Consider the following 18,516-nt stretch of genomic DNA (forward strand, 5'->3'; position numbering starts at 1 on the left):
GGAGCGCGGGCCCTTATTTCGGACGGACAGTGAAGTCAGTTACAGCAGCTTCCACAGCGCAGGCGTGGTTGCCGGCTCCCAGCCCGCCAGCGAGGTGTGGGCCTGCTGGCAGATATACCGCTGGCCGCCGTAAGAGACAATGTCGCCGGTCTTATAAGCTGCGCCCGCTGCCCAGGCTGCGGCTCCCGCCGTCGGCGACGGGCTGGCGGTCGGAGCTACGGTGGCGCTCGGCGTGGCGCTCGGCGCAACTGTTGGTGACGGCGTCACAGTAGCACTAGGCGCAGGCGTCACCGTACCGCTGCATGGCCCGATCAGCTTCCACGGGCCGTAGGCTCCGCTCTGGTCAGGACGGTCGCCCTGCGTCCACCATTTGGCCTCGTAGATGTTGCCGCCATAGGAGGCCTGCTGACCTTGGGTGTAGACTGCGGCGGCGCTCCAGGCCGCTACGGTACATTGCCCCGGAGTCGGCGTTGGCGAAGCTGTCGGCGTTGCCGTCGGTGTCGGCGTGGTTGTTGGCGTAACCGTTGCGGTCGGCTTGACCGTAGGCGTTGGTGTGGCGGTCGGTGTCGCCGTCGGCGTCGGGGTAGCTGTTGCCGTTGGAGTAGGTGTCGGCGTCACCACTCCCCCGCCCAGATCTGCGAACAGTTTATTAGTCAGCGTCTTGTTCCGGTCGCCGCTGGTTTCCCAGAACATCGCTCCGGCCAGTCCCTTCGTTTTCAGATAGCTGATCTTGTGTCCAAGCGATTCCACATCGTCATAGCTGATGAAGGTTTGGGTGGAGGGATTATACAGGTAAGGGACCTTGGCAGTGTTGTTCCAGTAGCGGGTATAGCCGTTTTTGTTGATATAGTTGGTCTCAAGGTCATAGAAATCATAGCTGCCCTTCTCCCAGGTGCCTGTGGAGGAGATGCCGGCAGATACCTGGTATTGACCATTGCTGGTGCTCGGGGCACCGCCCCAGCCGCGGCCATAGAACGGAACGCCCAGCACCAGCTTGCTTGCCGGAACACCGCTGGACAAATAGGTCGTGACCGCTTTGTCGATGTTGTAATTGGCCGGGTCGGTCAAGCCGGACGCTCCCGCAGCCGGATCATAATAGAGCGGGGCGTTGTGCCCGGTAGTCGTGTTCCAGCTGCCGTTAAAGTCATAGGTCATGATGTTGATCCAATCGACGACAGAAGCAATGCCGCTGAGATTGTTGTTCTGCACGAAGGTCGGACCGGCGCCGGAGGCGATGGTCAGCAGATAGGTTTTGCCGTCGGCACTACCGGCGGCGTTCAGCTTTTCGCGGATTTTTTGCAGGAGAAGCACATAATTCTGTTTGTCCTCGGGCCGGTAGCTGTTGCCCGCCAGGCCGCCGCTCACCGGATACTCCCAGTCCAGATCTACGCCGTCCATCTTGTATTTGCGGATGAAATCGACTGCTGAGTTGGCGAACACCTCGCGCGTCTGCGCCGATGCCGCCACATCCGAGAAACGGTTCGACCAGGTCCAGCCGCCGACGGAGATAATGGTTTTTAAATCGGGATTCCGCTCCTTGAGCTTCCAGAGCTGCTTCAGATTGCCTTTGATCGGATCATCCCACTTGTCGTCGCCGAAGCTCTTCTGCGCGTCGATCCAGGGATCGCCAAGCACGATCGTCCCGTTCGGTACGCTGATCGCCTGGCCTTGCTCGTTCTGGCAGGTCCAGGTGACCGGATTCGGCCCGGTCGGGTCAGGGTTGCCATGGATGCCGTTCCAGCAAATATCGGCAAAGGCGTAATTGATTACATTTAGCTTGGTCGGATCGATATCGCTGACATTAAAAGCCCGTCCATAAGCGGCCCACGAGGCGTAGTACCCTATCAGCTTATAATTCGTTGCCGCGTTCGCGGTTTTGGCGCCCGGGCCCAGCGCAGGAATGAGCGTAATCAGCAGTGCAGCAATCAGTCCGAGCAATAGCGGTTTGCGGTTTCTTTTGGCAAAAGGCCTCATTTCGGTTTCTACCTCCTAAGGTTCAATTGATCGCACGGCTTTGCTGTTCTTAAGACCAGCGCCCACCTCCTGTCCCGAATTTGCCTTCACTCTGTCATCTATGAAACTGGATGTTAGTAGATTTGGAGTTACATTCCGCACAGAGCGCATGCGCAAACAGCGCTCTGGCGCTAAAGGTTGCAGGATATACTAGTACGGGCCTCAGATGGAATGCTGCAGCAATAGGTCAATACCGCTTAAAGGTGTGTGGGAGGGGTTCGTGTCCTTGTAGAGTAGGCATGGAAGGGATAGAATTGAAGGCAACTCTATTCTCATACAAATCGAGCCAATATTCTAGGGGGAAATTTCCATTTTATAGGGATATTATCATCTGATTTCTAATTTCAAAAAAGAAGCTGATACCTGAAGCTCGGTTGATCACAGGTTTAAGTGGCTGATATTCAGGGCCGGATGGCGGCTGGGATTCCAAACCTTCCGTAGTCAGGAACAATCCATGTGAAACTCAATGGTTAACTTGCACCCCAATGAAGTGGCGGTTATCCACTACAGATGTCATACAACCTGGCTAGTGAGCTAAAGTGAACTATCGAACTCAAACTGCTAGGCAAAAGTAAACATCCTAATGTGTACGAAAAAACGACCATAACGTGCTTCCGTTCGGGTAAATAGACCAAATGTGTACGAAAAAACGACCACAATGTGCTTCCATTCCGGTAAGTGGACCGAATGTGTACGAAAAAACGACCACAATGTGCTGCCTTTCGAGTAAGTGGACCGAATGTGTACGAAAAAACGACCATAATCCTTCTATAGCTGGGTTCTCATTTATCCAACTACGAGTGTGCGTACTGGTGCTCCCTTCGTTACTGAAGTCTCTTTCCTCCCATATCCGGGAATAGCTTAAGCTCAATTTATACAACGTCCTCAAAAAGACAAGGACCGTGCCACTGCACGGTCCTTGTCTTGTACCTCTTACGGCCCTTCCTGCCTCCACCCGGCTTCGCCCCGGTTCTCCGGCGGCAGCCGCAGCGCCCGGCCCAGTGACTGACGCTCCGCTCCGGAGCGGAGCTTCCGTTACGCCTGTCCCAGCTCTGCCTCTGTCCAGTGGAGCTGGACGCCATGATCGAGAAGCAGCTGCTGGTAAGCCTGCCGATGCTCGGCCGCCGCATGAACCTCACGCGGCAGAATGTGATTGGCAATGGCATAGCTGGCCAGAAGCCCGGCGGATTCGCCGATGTTCCACTCCGTAGGATGGAGGCGGTAGCAGCCGTTGGCAATCTGGGTCATCGAGATATTTTTGCAGGCCGGAAGCAGGTTCGTTACACGGACAGGAATCAATGAACCGAGCGGAATTTCATACGGATGATTCGGGATATAGAAGGTGCGCTGGGACACCGTTGTAGGATGAAGATCCAGATGATAGCTCCCGACCCCGACACTGTCCTCATAGCGCAGAGGTCCCGCCTCGCCGCGCAGCTCCTTGCTTACATCCTGCTCAGTCACTGTGTACAGCCCGCGGATTCTTCTCGCTTCGCGGATATAGGGGGACTTCGCCAGCCCGTCCTCTGTTCCCAGCACATCGCCCCGCAGCCTGACTCCCGGATACCCCTTTCCGCCATCCAGCCGGGGCGCCTCGGTCTGAAGCCAGTAGACAAGCGACAGGGTCAGCTGCCTGGCTCCCCGCAAATGCTTCTCCCGTTCCTGCGGAGATACTCCGATCAGCGGACCGGCATAATAATCGTTCAAGGCCCAGTTCAGCAGAGTGACTTCACCCGCGTTCAGCGGCAGACTCCAGATCGCAGGATCGACAATCCTCCGGTAATCCCACAGCGATACGATCCCTTCATCGTTCGGGAACATCGTGAACTGCTTCAGCTTGCTTGTATCCTCTGCATCCGATGCGTACCAGCTGAGAATGGGATACATCGAGAAGGACGGCACATATTGACGCCAATAGTCATAGTCCGCAGGGCGTTCTATCGTAAAATCCCCGTCCGGCAAATAATCTACGGCAGCCACATGTGTAATCGACTGCATGTCGAGCGGGTCCGCTTCCTCCAGTGCATGCGGTTCGCCTGTTTCCTGCCTGGATTCGGCGCCGCTTCTATACTCCACTCCGGCCAAAGGAAGTAAATCACCGCATTCGGTGGCATCCAGATAATAACGCCCCGACAGCTTGATTTCGGTGCCCTTCAGGGTATGTTGTACAGTTACCGCAGTAACCTCATCTCCTGACGTTTGGGCATGAACAGGAACCGTATGATAGAGCACTTCGATACGCCCTGTGTTCACATAGGGAGCCAGCATTTCATGAAGCACGCTGAGCGCGACCTTCGGCTCATGGGCCAGACGGCTGACCCAGCCGTTCCCGGGATTCAGCAGCGGGTCCTGCTTCGCCTGCTCCGTAAGCGGATAGTTTCGTCTGTAATATTCCCGCACCCTGGTGCGGAACTCCCGGTAGGAGGCCGTGCTGCCGGAGCTCTCGATCCAGCGGTGCTCGTCCGGCGGAACAGCCTGTGCAGTCAGCTGGCCCCCGAGCCAATCGGTTTCCTCGGTCAGAATGACGCGCATACCCGCTTTGGCGGCAGCTAGAGCCGCCGCCGTCCCTCCCAGTCCGCCGCCGATAATGATGACATCACTTTCTTTTAACCGTCCGGTTGTCATGCCGTATCCTCCTGTTCATAGCTTTCCGCTTGCCGCCGCAGGCCATCCAGCGCCAGCTTGGCCGCTCCGAAACAGCCCGCCCGGTTCCCGAGCTCCGCCGCCGCAAGAATGCTGTACACCCCTTCGCCCTGCAGCCCATGCTTCAGCAGCTTCCACCATATATCCCGGTCATGGATGACCCCGCCGCCGATCACTATAAGTTCGGGATCGAGAGTAACTGCAATATTATCAAGTACAACTGCCAAGTCAGCGGTGTAGCCGTCAAGAACCCTCAGGGCACCCGGCTCCCCCCGTCTCGCTTCGGCCATAATTTCCGAGCCGTGGGTATATGTCCGGCCTGTCAGCTCTTGCCCGAGCCGCAGCAGCGCAGAGCCTGAAACATATTGTTCGGCACAGCCCCTTCGGCCGCAGTTGCAGGGCCGTCCGCCGGGGAACAGAATACTGTGCCCGAAGTCTCCGCCGCTCCAGTGCTTCCCCCTGCTCAGCACACCATCAATCATGAAAGCGCCCCCAACTCCGGTACCCAGTGTAAGCATGGCCAGGCTCCGCCGTCCGCGTCCGGCCCCCTGCCAGGCTTCTCCAAGGAGAGCGGCGTTGGCATCGTTATCAGCAGCAGCAGGTAATAGGAAAGTCTCCCGGGCCCAGCCGGCAAGCTGGAGTCCCTGCCATCCGGGCAGATTATCTGTAGCGTACACGACTTCACCGCTGCTCGTGTTAATTCTGCCAGCCGAAGCTATACCGATGGCCTCAACCGTACAAGCCTTCAACAGCTCGCTGATTACGGTGTGAAGCTTGCCAAGTATCGCCTCCCTGCCCTGCCGGGCCTCCGTGGCACTCCCCGCTTCCGCCCATACATTGCCCATCTCGTCGAGCACCAGCCCTTTAATGGCCGTCCCGCCGATATCTACCCCGATGACCCGTCTCATTCACTCACTCCTCCCAATGGCCCTGTGTTCTGAGATCAAGAGCCTCTGCTATAGACCAAGGCTGCGGTACATCCTTAATAGATACGGTCGATGACAGCCCTGGCCGTCCGTTCCTTCATCCGCTTCGTCTCGTCCGTATGCCTGCGCTCCAGTCCCTCGCAGATCAGGTCGATAATGAACAGCTGGGAAATCTTCGCCCCGATGGATCCGCCTTCCAGAGGCGACTCTTTACCGGCGGTAAGCAGGACGATATCGGCGATGGAAGCGATAGGCGACTTCGCGTAGTTGGTCATCGCAATAATCAAAGCCCCGTTCTGCTTCGCTTTCATTAACATATCGTTGGTATCCAGCGTGCTTCCCGAAACACTGATGCCGAAGGCAATATCGCCTGCGCCCATCGTTACCGCCATCATCGACTGGATATGGCTGTCTGCAATGGCCTCCACCCGCCGCCCGATCCGCAGGAAACGGTTCTTGGCGTCCAGCGCCGTAATCGCCGATGAGCCTACGCCAAAAAACTGCACATGGCGGGCCTCATCGATCCGGCTGACAGCCTCTTCAAGCTGGCTCCGGTCCAGCATGCTCAGGCTGGACTGGAGCACATCAACCATGGATTCGTACAGATGCGTCGGGTAATCGCCGTCTTTGCCTTCACGGCCGGACAAGGCTTGCTGCTTCGGCAGTCCCTGGGCAAGCATAAGCTTGAAGTCCTGATAGCCTTTGAACCCGATTTTGCGGCAAAAGCGCATCACTGTGGTTTCGCCTGTACCCGCAAAGTCCGCAAGCTCTGTCACCGAAAAGTAGATTAGATTATCCGGATGCTCCAGCACACAGCGGGCCACCTTCTGCTCCGACTTGGTCATGGAAGGATAATACGTATTAATTCGATCCGTCATTTCCATTGCTAACTGCCACCTCTCTAATTGCTGCCGCAAACCGCCCGGTAATTAATTGGGGCCTGGTGATGGCCGAGCCCACGACAACCCCGAAGGCACCAAGCTCAAGCGCCTGCCGCACCTGGGCGGGCTCAGTGATCCTGCCCTCGGCAATAACCGGAATAGACAAGCGCTCCACTGCGCTCCGCAGCAGCCCGAAGTCCGGCCCTTCACGCTGCAGGGAATACGGTGTATAGCCCGAGAGGGTTGTGGAGACGCAGTCGGCTCCCAGGGATTCGGCCAGGAGGGCCTCCTCCAGGATTGAAATATCCGCCATTGAAGGCGTGCCGCTCTCTTTCAGAAAGGCGGCAATCTGCTCCACTGTGCTGTTTCCCGGCCGCTTCTGGCTTGTAGCATCAAAAGCGATCATATCTGCTCCCGCTTCCAGCAGCTCGTCTATTTCTTTCAGTGTCGGTGTAATATATACAGCCGAACCAGGGTAATCTCTCTTCACGATCCCGATAACCGGCAGCGATACAGTGCTCTTGATGGCCCGGATGTCCGCAGCACCGTTGGCCCGGATGCCCGCTGCCCCGCCTTCCTCGGCGGCGGCCGCCATACGCGCCATAATACCGGCACCATGCAGCGGTTCACCCGGAAGTGCCTGACAGGATACGATGAGTCCATGCTGCAGCTTCTGCATGATCGGATTCAGGGTCCCCACCCTCTCTCTTATAGTCTAATGTTCGCTGTATTCCCCGGCCGGTTCAAAACGTACGGACAGTCCCACTTCAAACATCCGGTTCCAGGGCATGTAACAGCCTATAATCTCGACCCTTCCGCCTGGTCCGTCAATCCGTGAAGCCAGCTCCTGCCGCAGCCGCTGTTCAACCAGACGCGAGACGCTTCCCCGTTGCCCGTCGAGCAAATATTTGCCGAAGCCCAGCTCCTGGACCGGACCCTCACTAAGCTCCCCGCGGACCACCGAGCAATAGCACACATCTTCGGCATAGCGGAGGGCCAGGAAATCCAGATGCTCCTGGGTCCGTCCGTAAAGAAGATAGATCATCGCTTGGGCAATGACAGTACCGAGCGTATTCGAGCTTGTATTCCAGCCGGCATACCCCGCGAGGTCAAACAGCAGCCCCTTCTCCCGGAGCATCTTCACCAGCTTCTGGTCACCGCCGTTGGCATAGCCGACATCCGCAACGGCGACCGGCTTCCCTTGCTGCTTCAGCGTATAATCGCCGTATTCTACAAGCTCCATCAAGTTCCGGTACACATCGTAGCTGAAAAAAGCATGCTGCTGCGATACCGCCTCCGCCATCGTCTCGCCCGGCGTATTCAGGAGCAGCACGAGGTTCGCCTCCACGGCACTGGAGGCAATGAGGCCGCCTGCCGCGATGATCTGATACTTCAGTGTCTCATAGAAGAAGCGGTCCTCATATAACGGGGTGACGAATGCTCCCTGCACCGAGGACAACCGCGGATAAACCAGCGGTACGGTCCCTTTGGTCTTATTTATCATCCGTGCCAGAAGCGTACAGCCCACCTCGTCTGCACCCGGATACATATACACTTTCAGCTCCAGATTAAGCTCTGTAATCCGCGCACGGACCTTCTGCTGGTCTTTGGCGGTATGCCCGAAGGGAGCCGAATCATCCTGCGGGACAATCAGAAACTCGATAATCCCGTCCCTCACCAGCTCCAGCACCAGTTTGTTCGCTTCAATATTAATACTGCGCCGGGAAAGATAATCCTCCAGAATCTCCTGCGGAAGGCAGGCGTCGATATCCGCAAGCTCCTGCAGTTCTTCCTCCGTCGCGTTGCCAAGCTCCTTGCGGTGGCCGATAAAGCCTTTGCGGAAAATCTCTCTGCCCCAATCGGCGTAGTAGTCCGGCTCCTCGTCAGAAATGGAGTATTGCGGACAGCGCATGATGAGCTGGAACGCATAAATGACCAGCTCCGGCTGCCGCCCTTTAAGCTCACGCAGCTTCTCCAGCCGTGCGGCAAGCTCCTCCAGGTTCAGGCTGTGCAGTCTGGACGGAATGATTCCGCCGTACAGCAGGGTATCCAGAGCGACCACCGCCCCGTCCGCCCGGCTGCTGGCCTCTTCAAACCAGCTCCACAAGCCGTCTGTATCTCCGGGGCGCTTCTTTAGTCCCATCAGCTGCAGGGGAGGCCGCAGGACCTCAAACTCTGTTCCCTTGGCCAAGAGGGGAGGGAATTCATAATTACAGGGCCGCTCATCGAGCGGCACAAAAGCGATGGTATACCGGTCCGCCATCTCTATCCGCCATCCTTTCTGTTCAAGGCCTATATCTATTCCAGCACATCATAACTCCCCGTGCGTCATGGCCAGCCGGTAGCCGTTTTTCCCTTCCGGGACGGCAAGCCCCCAGGCTTCGGCTGCTCTCCAGGCCGGTTCACTCCCCAACCGGACCGTGAAGGACCGGCAGGCTTCCGCCCGACCGCGCAGCTCTTCATCGGCTCCGGGTTCGTCCGTGCCGGTTACCTTCCGCCGCACGGCTCTCCACAGCGCTACATCCGCCAGCGCTCTTTGCAGCCATGGCTCTGCCTCTTCTCTGAACTTCGGATTGTCCAGCCCAAGCAGCCGGGAAGCCGAACGCTCCAGATGGTCGAAGTATATATCCAGCCGCGAAATATCCTTGCTGTTCACAGCCTCTTTCAGCTCCTCATATCCTCCGGTGTAGAGACGGCTGTTCAGATTCTGGCGGCAGAAAAACATCATCTCCTCCTCCAGCTCCCCGGCAAATTCCCGGACCGACAGCTCCCAGGAGAGCTCGGGCATATAACGTTCACTGTTCCACATATAGTGGGCCATCGTATTCAGTGTAATCTTTGAGCATTCCCATTGATTCATCGGATTGGCGACAACGGCCTGATGTCCCGTCCGGCCAAGCTGCGAATAACGTCCGCGTACCGGGTCCAGAAACAGCCGGTCGTGGTCACAGTCGTTCACCGGGATGTTGTCCCACAGCCATAAGTCGTGTCCATAATAACCGCTGTTATCCCGGGCATGCCTGCTTCCGATCTGCGGAGCAAACACGAAATAGCCGGTCCAGAACACTTGGATGTCCGCATGCAGCTTCCCGCGGATGTCCCGCTTGTATTCGGTATCCCAATAGGACCAATATTCCGAGGGACACATCGCCAGGGTAGCCCCCTGCATCTGACTGCTTAAATAGTCATGAACACGGTTGGCGACAAAAGCATGGGCAAGGCCGGACCGCTCCAGATAATTCAGATTGTCTCCGGTGAGCACATAATCAATATCGTCCATCAGCAGCGCAAAATGCCGGACACCGATGGAGATCATCGCGGCAAGCTTCGCCTCCAGATTCTTAAAATCGGATTCGCTGCGAAACTGCAGGTCATTCCCCGGACTGATGCAATAATAGAAGTCCACCAGATGCTTGTCGCATTCCTGCTTCAGCTCAGTGATCCTGGCGAAGCTCTCCTCCGGATAAGGCTCACGCCACAGTTCACGGTGATACGGATCATCCTTGGGCGCATACATAAAGGCATTCATCCGGTGCGCCGCCATATAACGGACGGAATCCATCCGGTCTTCGAAGCTCCACGGTGTACCGTAAAAGCCCTCGATAATGCCGCGGACCGGAAAAGACGGCTCATCGTGAACAGCAGCCACCGGAAGGCGGCACTTGCCGTCCTCTATTCTGAGCAGCCGGTGCAGCGCATCCATCCCGTAGCGCAGCCCTCTTTTGCCTGAAGCAGCTATGGTAATCTTCGCGTCCTTAGCAATGTCCAGACGGTAGCCGTCCGCCTTAAGTGTGCCCTCATATTCAAGCAGCAAAGCGGCATTGCCCCGCTCCTCAGTCTCTACTCCCGGACCCGGCGGTTCAATAATTACGATAGGCCCGTCTGCCGGCAGATGCCCTTCGTAGTTCTGGTTCATGGCGAACCGGGAGGACAGCTCACATCTCAACTGCGGCCCTTCCAGCACCAGCTCCTCGCCCTGGTCGTAATAATCCCGAAAGTAATACTGCCGTTCCCGCAGTGACAGCGTCATCATTCCAGCCTCCTCTTAACCTTTAATCGCACCTGCAATGCCTTCCATGTAGTACCGCTGCGTAAACAGGAAGACAACAATAATCGGGGTAACCGAAATCATGGTTCCAGCGGCAATCCAGCCGAAGTTATACGAGAATTGGCCGTTCAGATACGTCAGCGCGGCGGCCAGCGGATATTTCGCAGGGTCCTCCAGGATGACGATAGGCCACAGGAAGTTATTCCAGAACGCCATAACCTCCAGCAGCACGATGACCGCAATTCCCGGTTTGACCAGCGGCAGGACAAGCTGCCAGAAGATGCGGAACTCCGAAGCGCCGTCCATTTTCCCCGAATCCCTGATATCCGTGGGCACGCCCAGAAAGGTCTGCCGCATCAGAAATATATTGAATACCGACACCGCCGCCGGAAGCACGACGCCCAGATAGGAATTGCCCAGATGAAAGGCCTGGATGGTCAGATAATGGACAATCATCGCTGTCGAAGAAGGAATAATCATTGTCGCCACCAGCAGGGAGAAGACGAGGCCCCTGCCTTTGAACTGAAAGACCGCCAGCGGGTAGGCCGTCATGCTTGCAAGCAGCACATTAAAGACCACGCCAAGCCCGGCGATAATGACTGTATTCGTTATATAGCGCGGAAAGGACATGAACTGCCAGACCTGCACGTAGTTATCGAAGTCAATGAAGGTGGGCAGAATGGCCGGCGGACTAGAGAAAACATTTCTGCCGGGCATCAGCGACACGCTTAGCAGCCAGAGGAAGGGGCCCATCATGAATACAGCCAGCACAATCAGCAGCAGGTAAGTGACCGTATACCGGGCACCCTTTTTCAAAGGCTTAAAAGATCCGCTCATAGTACTCAATAGGAATTCACCCCGCCTTTCCGGTTAAAGCGGAACACCAGGACGCTAAGCGCTCCAATAATCACACTGACAATCAGACCGAGCGCCGAGGCATACCCGAAGTTGAACTGCTCCAGCCCTTTTTGAAAAATATACACACTTGAGGTCAGGGTCGAGGTCCCCGGTCCGCCCTTGGTCAGGATATATACCTCGTCGAACACCCGGACTGCCCCCATGATCGAAATCAGTGTACAGAACAGGATGTGCGGGCGCAGCAGAGGAATCGTCACATGCCATATCAGCTTCATCGAGCTCGCCCCGTCCACTCTGCCTGCTTCATATAAATCTGCGGGAATTCCCTGGAGTCCTGCCAGGTAGAGCATCATGTAATAACCGAGGCCCTTCCACATGGTGATGAACATCAGCACATACAGTGCAGTACTGCTGCTCGACAGCCAGGAGACCTGCCCGCTGATGATTCCGGTCTGGATCAGCAGATAATTAACCACCCCGTTATGGCCCAGCAGCCAGCTCCAGATCAGCGCCACCGCAACCATCGAAGTCACAACCGGAATATAGTACGCCGCCCGGAACATCTTCACACCCGGAATACGGCTGTTGACCAGAATAGCCATCAGAATGGACACGATCTGGATAACCGGAACGATGAGGACGTAGACCAGTGAATTCCATAAGGAGATGGTGAAATTCTTATCCTGAAAGGCTCTGGTGAAATTGTCGAACCCGACGTAATGGGTCTCGGCAATGACCGAGTAATCGGTTAAAGAAAGCGGAATGCCGTAGAGGATCGGCCAAAAGGTAAAGATGGCAAGAAATAAAAGGCCCGGCGCCATAAACGCCCAAGCGGTGAAAGATTCCGAACGCAACCAGCTCTTCATTCGATATTCCTCCCTCCCCGTTACGTTAGTGCATTCTATAAGGGGAGGACGGGGCCTCCCCGATCTGCAAGTGGCTTACGAAGCCTGAGCAATGATTCCATTCACTTCTTTCTCCACCGCGTCCAGCGTTTGCTTGATATCCGCCCCGTTCAGCAGGATCTCCTGCAGGCCGCGGGCAAGTGCGGAGTTAATATCGGAGGCGCTGGGAACGCCGACCATATAGTCGGTTGCCTTGTCCAAGCTCTGGGAAGAGACCACCTTGGCTTCCGCTTCAAGCGTGCCGTCGGATTCTGTAAAGAACGGATCTGCGATGGATGCCTTGGTTGACGGCAAGGTGTTGGCAACCTTGGAGAACGCGGTCTGACTGTCTGCGCTCGTTATAAATGCCGCAAACTCCACGGCCTGCTCCGGATTCTTCGACTTCGCAGGCACTACCACATTCATGGAGTTGGAGAGGCGGAGGCCCGCCTTGCCGGTAGGCAGCGGAACCGCAATTGTATTCGCATAGACTTCCGGCGCCGAGGTCTTAATAAAGTTGATAAAGGTAGGACCCGATAACTGGAAGGCTACCTGTTCACCGGAGAAATACTGGATTTGCTTCGTGAAATCCGCATCTTCCTTTAGCACCACGCCTTCTTCCATCAGACTGCGCAGATTCGAGATCATGGCCTCGGCTTCAGGCGTATTAAAGGCCGCTGCCGTCTTGTCTTCATTCAGGATCGGGATTCCATCAATCGGGAACAGCTTCGACACGAGCTGCTGCGCGTAGCCGGCCGCTCCGGTCTTCTCATGAATCTGGCGTGCCCACTCTGTCAGCTCATCGCGGGTTTGCGGCGGGTTGGCCGGATCGAGGCCGGCTTCCTCCACCAGCTTCTTATTCATGAACAGCACTTCTGTACCTGTATACCAAGGGAGCGCATAGGCCTTGCCGTCAAATACAGTAGAGTTATAGATTCCGTCGAAATAAGCACCGGCCTGTTCAGCCGTAAGGTAGTCCGAAAGATTCAGCAAAGCGCCTTTGCTGCCCAGCTGGCTCGCGAATTCCGTGTTGAGGTTAACTACATCGGGGCTGTTGCCGCTGGCTGTACTCGTCAGCAGCCGCTGCGAGATGGCATCGTAGGGGTAGTCTTTCCATTCCACAGTAACACCGGGGTGGCTTTCTTCATATTTCGCAATGAGATCATTGAAATAGTCATTAAAGGTAGGCTGAAGGGCAATGGTCCAGAATTCCAGGGTGACAGGGTCCGCCTTGGGAGCTTCGCTCTGCCCGGCAGAGGGCTCGGCCCCATTCGCAGAATTAGCCGGTGCTGCGGAATTCCCGTTCCCTCCACAACCGGCCAGCAGCATTACGGCCAGCAATGACAGAATAAAGCCCGATCTGTTTGTTCTCATTCAAAATCCCCCTTAAAAGTGGTGTAAGACGAGAGCCATACGTATTCATGTCATATTAGTTCACTTTGCCCTCTCTTTCTTAGGAGTATAGCAGATCATTCCAAAATAATGAAGTATTTTTTCATAAAAATAAAATAAAAAGAAATAATCTTCCTTTTTGAGTTGTAAGCGTTTCATAATGTGATAAGATCAGGATTCCCATAAAAAAACCTGCCCGCAAGATTGCGGACAGGTCGTTTCTTCCCGTTATTGTTTTGAAAAGTGGTTAGTAGAGGGGATACCATCGGGGGACAGAATCCCTTGTAAGCTGGAAAAGATGAGGCTTGTATGTAATATTATATTACATACCAAAACGCATTCTATGCCAGTTTACCTTCTGCAGGACTTACTTTCGTGAAGCCGCCAGCTTCTCCGTCAGCAGCCGCAGCGCCCGGCCGCGGTGACTGATGCCCTGCTTCTCTTCGAGTGTCAGCTCAGCCATGGTCTTCTCGAATTCCGGCAGATAGAACAGCGGATCGTAGCCGAAGCCCCCGCCGCCCGCAGGCTCGGAGGTGATCCAGCCTTCGACGGACCCTTCTGCGGTCAATTCCAGCCCGTCCGCCGGATCATACAGTGACAACGCGCAGACAAACCGGGCCGGGCTGAGCAGTGGCTGGCCGGTGTCCTCGCCCTGCTTCAGACCCTCCAGCTCGCCCAGCAGCTTCAAGTTATTCGCCTCGTCATTTGCACCTTCACCGGCGTACCTTGCGGAGTAGACTCCAGGTCTGCCGTCCAGCGCATCGACGCACAGCCCGGAATCGTCGGCCAGCACCGGCAGCCCGAGCGCGTCGCCGACAGCCTTGGATTTCTTCAGCGCGTTCTCGGCAAAGGTCGCACCGTCCTCCACTACATCCGGCAGCTGCGGGTAGTCGAACATACTGCGCACGGTCAGTCCCAGCGGGGCAAAAGCATGCTCAAACTCACGCACTTTGCCCTTGTTCTTGGTCGCCACAATGAGGATTGCGTTACCGCTCATCCTACACCTCCCGGCCCGGCTGGCCCGCAGGAATCTTGAGGGCAATCGGTCCGAGCGCTTCCTGCTGTGCCGCAATCAGCTCGCGGATTCCCTGTTCACCCAGGCCCAGCAGCTGGTCCAGCTCCTGGCGGGTGAACGGCCGTTCTTCGCCGGTGCCCTGCAGCTCCACAAATGCGCCGCCGCCCGTCATTACGACATTCATGTCGACCTGGGCCTTGGAATCTTCCTCATAATTCAGATCGAGCAGCGCCTTGTCGCCGACGATGCCGACACTGACCGCCGCCAGATAATCGGTGATCGGGAATACGGCAAGCTTGTGCTGCAGGGCGATTTTGTTGATGGCGTAGGCCATAGCCACAAATGCCCCGGTAATCGAAGCCGTACGCGTACCGCCATCGGCCTGGATGACATCGCAGTCCAGTGTGATGCTGCGCTCACCGAGCGCATGCAGATTCACGACGGAGCGGAGCGCGCGGCCGATCAGCCGCTGGATCTCCATCGTCCGGCCGGTCAGCTTGCCGCGCGCCGCTTCCCGCTGGTTGCGCGTCTGCGTCGCCCGGGGCAGCATCGAATATTCGGCGGTGACCCAGCCTTTGCCCTGCCCTTTGAGGAAAGGGGGAACCTTCTCATCCACCGTTGCCGTGCAGATGACTTTGGTATCGCCCATTTCAATAATTACGGAGCCTTCTGCATATTTGTTCGTCTGTGTCGTTATGGTGAGCGGCCGGAGCTGGTCGCCTTGTCGTCCGTTTGATCTCATCAAGTTAGCCTCCTACATCAGTAGCAATTGGTATGGTCGTGGACAGATGCATCCATGATTCCGCGAGAAACGGATAACATCCGCTGAAGGGACATTATCCGTTTGTCCGAAACAACCTTCATTCTACCAAAGTGCAGGCACAAAAGCATCTTTTTGCCGGAAACACTCTTTAGAGCGGCAGCTCGTTCACATAATCCGGCGCAGACACCGGCTGACCGTAGTTGACATTATTGGTGCCGGTAACCGTATCTTTGCCGTTAAGCCGGATTTGCACCGGCGCATCTCCGGCGTTCTGGGCGACCGTCAGCACCACGGATTCCAGCATTTCCTCCGGCACCTCCGATCCGTCCGCGAACATATCGTCTGTCAGCGAGACAGTGACAACGCCATTCGGTCCAGACTCGACTCCCTCAAGCAGCGTCCCTTGCGTCATGACCATTTCCAGCCCGTACTGCTTGTCGGGTCCTGTGATCAATTCGTTCAGCGCCGCTTCCACCGGCTGCTCCCCGGCGGGTACAAACCGGGTTACCGGCACATAATATTGCTGAGTGCCATCAGGAGTGGCTGCGCTGAAATAGACAGTTACAGCGCTGGAATCCATCAGCAGCGAGCCTACCTTCGGCAGGTTGATCCCGAAGCTGCGCGTGAGCGGCCGGTCCAGCGGGGTGCCGAGCAGCGGCATTTCAGTCAGCTTCTTGCCATCCACCCACAGCTGGACACCCTGAATGTCCTGAAGTCCGGTCAGCGTCCAGGTTACCGCCTCCAGGATCTTCCGTTCATCGGCGGGATCGTAGTCGTTAAACACCGAATTGAATTCCACTACAGCGAGATGCTCCTTGTCGACGGAAACCGACTTCACTTCCGTTCCGGCAGGAAGCACTCCCTTGAATCCATCCGGGAGCGCTCCGGCATATTCACCCTTGCTGACGAGCGCCGCCAGCGAGGACTCCAGCAGCGATTTCTCATCGCTGCCCGGCAGGCTTACCGATACCGGCGCGAGGAGACCGTTGCCGTCCTCCAGGAAGACGGTAGTCCGCTCCCCGTCTGCCGGTGCCGCTCCATCTGTCTCTGCAGTCACTCCGCTGTCCGCTGTGTCTACGCTGTCTGCTGTGTCAACGGTATCCTCGCCGGATATCGGCGCAAATACGCCGGTGTCCAGCGTAGACTCTCCGCTCATCTGCAGCATCTGCGCTTCGACCTCTTCCGGCGGCGGATCCACCGCGGCCGACTCCGAGCCGAACAGGCCGCAGCCGGAAAGCGCCAGCGGAACCGCCAGCAGGCAAGCCGCGGACAAGCCGCGGACCGTATTCTTGTGTTTCATCTTTCACTACCCCTTTCGATTGCTGAGATCAGCTGGTGCTGGTACTGCTATGTATACGAGCCCTCTGTCCAAAAAATAACAATGGCTTATCCAAAATAATGGCCAAGGCCACGGCTTGTATGAAGGTTAGCCAATGGCCGGGAGTGGGAGCGCTATGGCAGGAGCGTTGGAGCGGCTGCGGTGGAGCGGCTGCGGTGGAGCGGAGCGTTGGAGCGGAGCGTTGGAGCGGGAGCGTTAGAGCGGAGCGTTAGAGCGGAGCGTTGGAGCGGAGCGATACAGCGGGAGCGATACAGCGGGAGCGATACAGCGGGAGCGATACAGCGGGAGCGATACAGCGGGAGCGATACAGCGGGAGCGATACAGCAGGAGCGATACAGCGGGAGCGATACAGCAGGAGCGATACAGCGGGAGCGATACAGCGGGAGCGATACAGCGGGAGCGATACAGCGGGAGCGATACAGCGGGAGCGATACAGCGGGAGCGATACAGCGGGAGCGATACAGCGGAAGCGATACAGCGGAAGCGATACAGCGGGAGCGTTGGAGCCGCTGTGTTGGTGCGGCTTCGTTGGAGCGGCTGAGTTAAGCGCGCGATGGAGCCGGAACGATGCTACGAGAGCGACACGGCAGCTGCGTTGGAGCAGGAGCGACGCTACGGGTGCGATCCGGCGGGAGACGACAAAAAGACCAGCTTTCTGGACATTACATGGATAGATCAGTACAATCACTATACGGCCTGTAAGCGCTGTACATTAATCTACGTCAACGGGGTGAGCAATCATGACAGATACAAAAATTCCTTACAGTCTCAACAGTAAAGCGGTTGCGGAAGCAACCAAGCACTGGCTGCAAAAACGCGGTGTCACCGTAGAGGAAATCGCCGAGCTGGTACAGTTTCTGCAAAAAAAGTATTACCCAGGACTGACCATGGACGAATGTATCCACAATGTCGAGATGGTCCTGAGCAAGCGCGAGGTGCAAAATGCGGTGCTGACCGGAATCCAGCTCGATGTACTGGCGGAAGAAGGCAAGCTGTTCGGGCCGCTGCAGGATATGATCAAGCATGACGAGAGCCTATATGGCGTAGATGAAATTCTCGCTTTTTCGATCGTGAATGTTTACGGCAGCATCGGGTTCACGAACTATGGCTATGTAGACAAACTCAAGCCCGGTGTGCTGGAGCGGCTCAATGATAAAAGCACCGGCGAGGTCAACACCTTCCTCGACGATATCGTCGGTGCTATCGCTGCAGCGGCTAGCAGCCGGATAGCGCACCGCAAGCAGGCTGAGCGGGAAAAGGAACTCGGCCTACCCCATCAGCCCGAAGACATCGAGCCCGCCGCCAAGAAGGCAGCCGCTGAAGAAGCACCGGAATAAGCCCGAGGGACTACGGAAGACCGACTGAAGTCTGGTGCAGGCGCCGGTGAGCAGGGGTGACGGGGAAGGATAGCCAAATGCAGCACAGCAATGACAGGGAAGACTAGCGGATGAGGTGCAGGGATGACCGGGAAGGCAAGCGGATGCGGCACAGCAGAGTTTGTGTGACTAGCCGGGACTGGGGAACATGGTTGCGCTGGTGAGTAACGTTCTTGCTGGGAGCCGCTACGTAGCGGTGGTGTGTTGAGTAACCTGGACCGCAGTATGCTGGCGCTGGTGAGTAATGTTCGGCGTTCGTGCTGGAAGCCGCTGCGCTCACTTTATGCATGACGCCACTCCGCTTTGCAACCGATGGAATACTGTTGCGGACCCCAGAGCCCTTATTTGGGCTGTGACGCCTGTTTTTCTGATCTTACG

General features: G+C 56.6%; 15 protein-coding genes. 2 read left to right on the forward strand and 13 right to left on the reverse strand.

All coding sequences use genetic code 11. From position 1 onward, the window contains the following. Window positions 1-39: 39 nt before the first annotated feature. The 13 genes from F1379_RS11290 to F1379_RS11350 all read right to left on the reverse strand — a co-directional run bounded on the left by F1379_RS11290 (window position 40) and on the right by F1379_RS11350 (window position 16,723). Window positions 40-1,974, reverse strand: a complete 1,935-nt coding sequence (locus F1379_RS11290; protein ID WP_150269523.1) for a glycosyl hydrolase family 18 protein — start codon at window positions 1,972-1,974, stop codon at window positions 40-42. A gap of 1,074 nt (window positions 1,975-3,048) precedes the next feature. Continuing rightward, window positions 3,049-4,638: an FAD-dependent oxidoreductase gene (locus F1379_RS11295; RefSeq protein ID WP_150269525.1), complete on the reverse strand. Its 1,590-nt coding sequence runs from the start codon at window positions 4,636-4,638 to the stop codon at window positions 3,049-3,051. Beyond that, window positions 4,635-5,564 (reverse strand): ROK family protein, encoded by a 930-nt coding sequence (locus F1379_RS11300; protein ID WP_150269527.1) that lies wholly within the window; start codon window positions 5,562-5,564, stop codon window positions 4,635-4,637. Before F1379_RS11300 ends, F1379_RS11295 begins: the two co-directional genes overlap by 4 nt. Before the next feature lie 74 nt (window positions 5,565-5,638). After that, window positions 5,639-6,466, reverse strand: coding sequence for a MurR/RpiR family transcriptional regulator (locus tag F1379_RS11305; protein ID WP_150269529.1), 828 nt, complete (start codon window positions 6,464-6,466; stop codon window positions 5,639-5,641). Beyond that, window positions 6,444-7,142, reverse strand: coding sequence for an N-acetylmannosamine-6-phosphate 2-epimerase (locus F1379_RS11310; RefSeq protein WP_203457085.1), 699 nt, complete (start codon window positions 7,140-7,142; stop codon window positions 6,444-6,446). The genes F1379_RS11305 and F1379_RS11310 overlap by 23 nt, the downstream gene beginning before the upstream one ends. A gap of 36 nt (window positions 7,143-7,178) precedes the next feature. After that, window positions 7,179-8,726: a DUF4127 family protein gene (locus tag F1379_RS11315; RefSeq protein ID WP_150269530.1), complete on the reverse strand. Its 1,548-nt coding sequence runs from the start codon at window positions 8,724-8,726 to the stop codon at window positions 7,179-7,181. Window positions 8,727-8,774: 48 nt separating this feature from the next. After that, window positions 8,775-10,496, reverse strand: coding sequence for a protein O-GlcNAcase (locus F1379_RS11320; RefSeq protein WP_239004636.1), 1,722 nt, complete (start codon window positions 10,494-10,496; stop codon window positions 8,775-8,777). Window positions 10,497-10,508: 12 nt separating this feature from the next. After that, entirely contained in the window at window positions 10,509-11,348 is an 840-nt protein-coding gene (locus F1379_RS11325; protein ID WP_150269800.1) for a carbohydrate ABC transporter permease, read from the reverse strand. Between the two features lie 5 nt (window positions 11,349-11,353). Continuing rightward, on the reverse strand, window positions 11,354-12,235 hold the full coding sequence (locus tag F1379_RS11330; RefSeq protein ID WP_150269532.1) for a carbohydrate ABC transporter permease: 882 nt from the start codon (window positions 12,233-12,235) through the stop codon (window positions 11,354-11,356). A gap of 75 nt (window positions 12,236-12,310) precedes the next feature. After that, window positions 12,311-13,627 carry an ABC transporter substrate-binding protein gene (locus F1379_RS11335; protein ID WP_150269533.1) on the reverse strand — a complete coding sequence of 439 codons (1,317 nt, stop codon included), beginning with the start codon at window positions 13,625-13,627 and terminating at the stop codon, window positions 12,311-12,313. Between the two features lie 385 nt (window positions 13,628-14,012). Beyond that, entirely contained in the window at window positions 14,013-14,642 is a 630-nt protein-coding gene (locus tag F1379_RS11340; protein ID WP_150269534.1) for an XTP/dITP diphosphatase, read from the reverse strand. A gap of 1 nt (window position 14,643) precedes the next feature. Further along, a complete protein-coding gene (gene rph, locus F1379_RS11345; protein ID WP_150269535.1) occupies window positions 14,644-15,402 on the reverse strand; it encodes a ribonuclease PH in 759 nt (252 codons plus the stop codon). Between the two features lie 169 nt (window positions 15,403-15,571). Further along, complete coding sequence (locus tag F1379_RS11350; RefSeq protein ID WP_150269536.1) at window positions 15,572-16,723, reverse strand: GerMN domain-containing protein; 1,152 nt, start codon at window positions 16,721-16,723, stop codon at window positions 15,572-15,574. Window positions 16,724-16,903: 180 nt separating this feature from the next. Between F1379_RS11350 and F1379_RS11355 the strand changes: the two genes are divergently transcribed. Beyond that, window positions 16,904-17,308 carry a hypothetical protein gene (locus F1379_RS11355; RefSeq protein ID WP_150269538.1) on the forward strand — a complete coding sequence of 135 codons (405 nt, stop codon included), beginning with the start codon at window positions 16,904-16,906 and terminating at the stop codon, window positions 17,306-17,308. A gap of 194 nt (window positions 17,309-17,502) precedes the next feature. Next, window positions 17,503-18,099 carry a phosphatidylglycerophosphatase A family protein gene (locus tag F1379_RS11360; RefSeq protein WP_150269540.1) on the forward strand — a complete coding sequence of 199 codons (597 nt, stop codon included), beginning with the start codon at window positions 17,503-17,505 and terminating at the stop codon, window positions 18,097-18,099. The last annotated feature ends 417 nt before the right edge of the window (window positions 18,100-18,516 follow it).

The sequence above is a fragment of the Paenibacillus tepidiphilus genome, assembly GCF_008635795.1.
Lineage (GTDB): Bacteria > Bacillota > Bacilli > Paenibacillales > Paenibacillaceae > Paenibacillus_AQ > Paenibacillus_AQ tepidiphilus.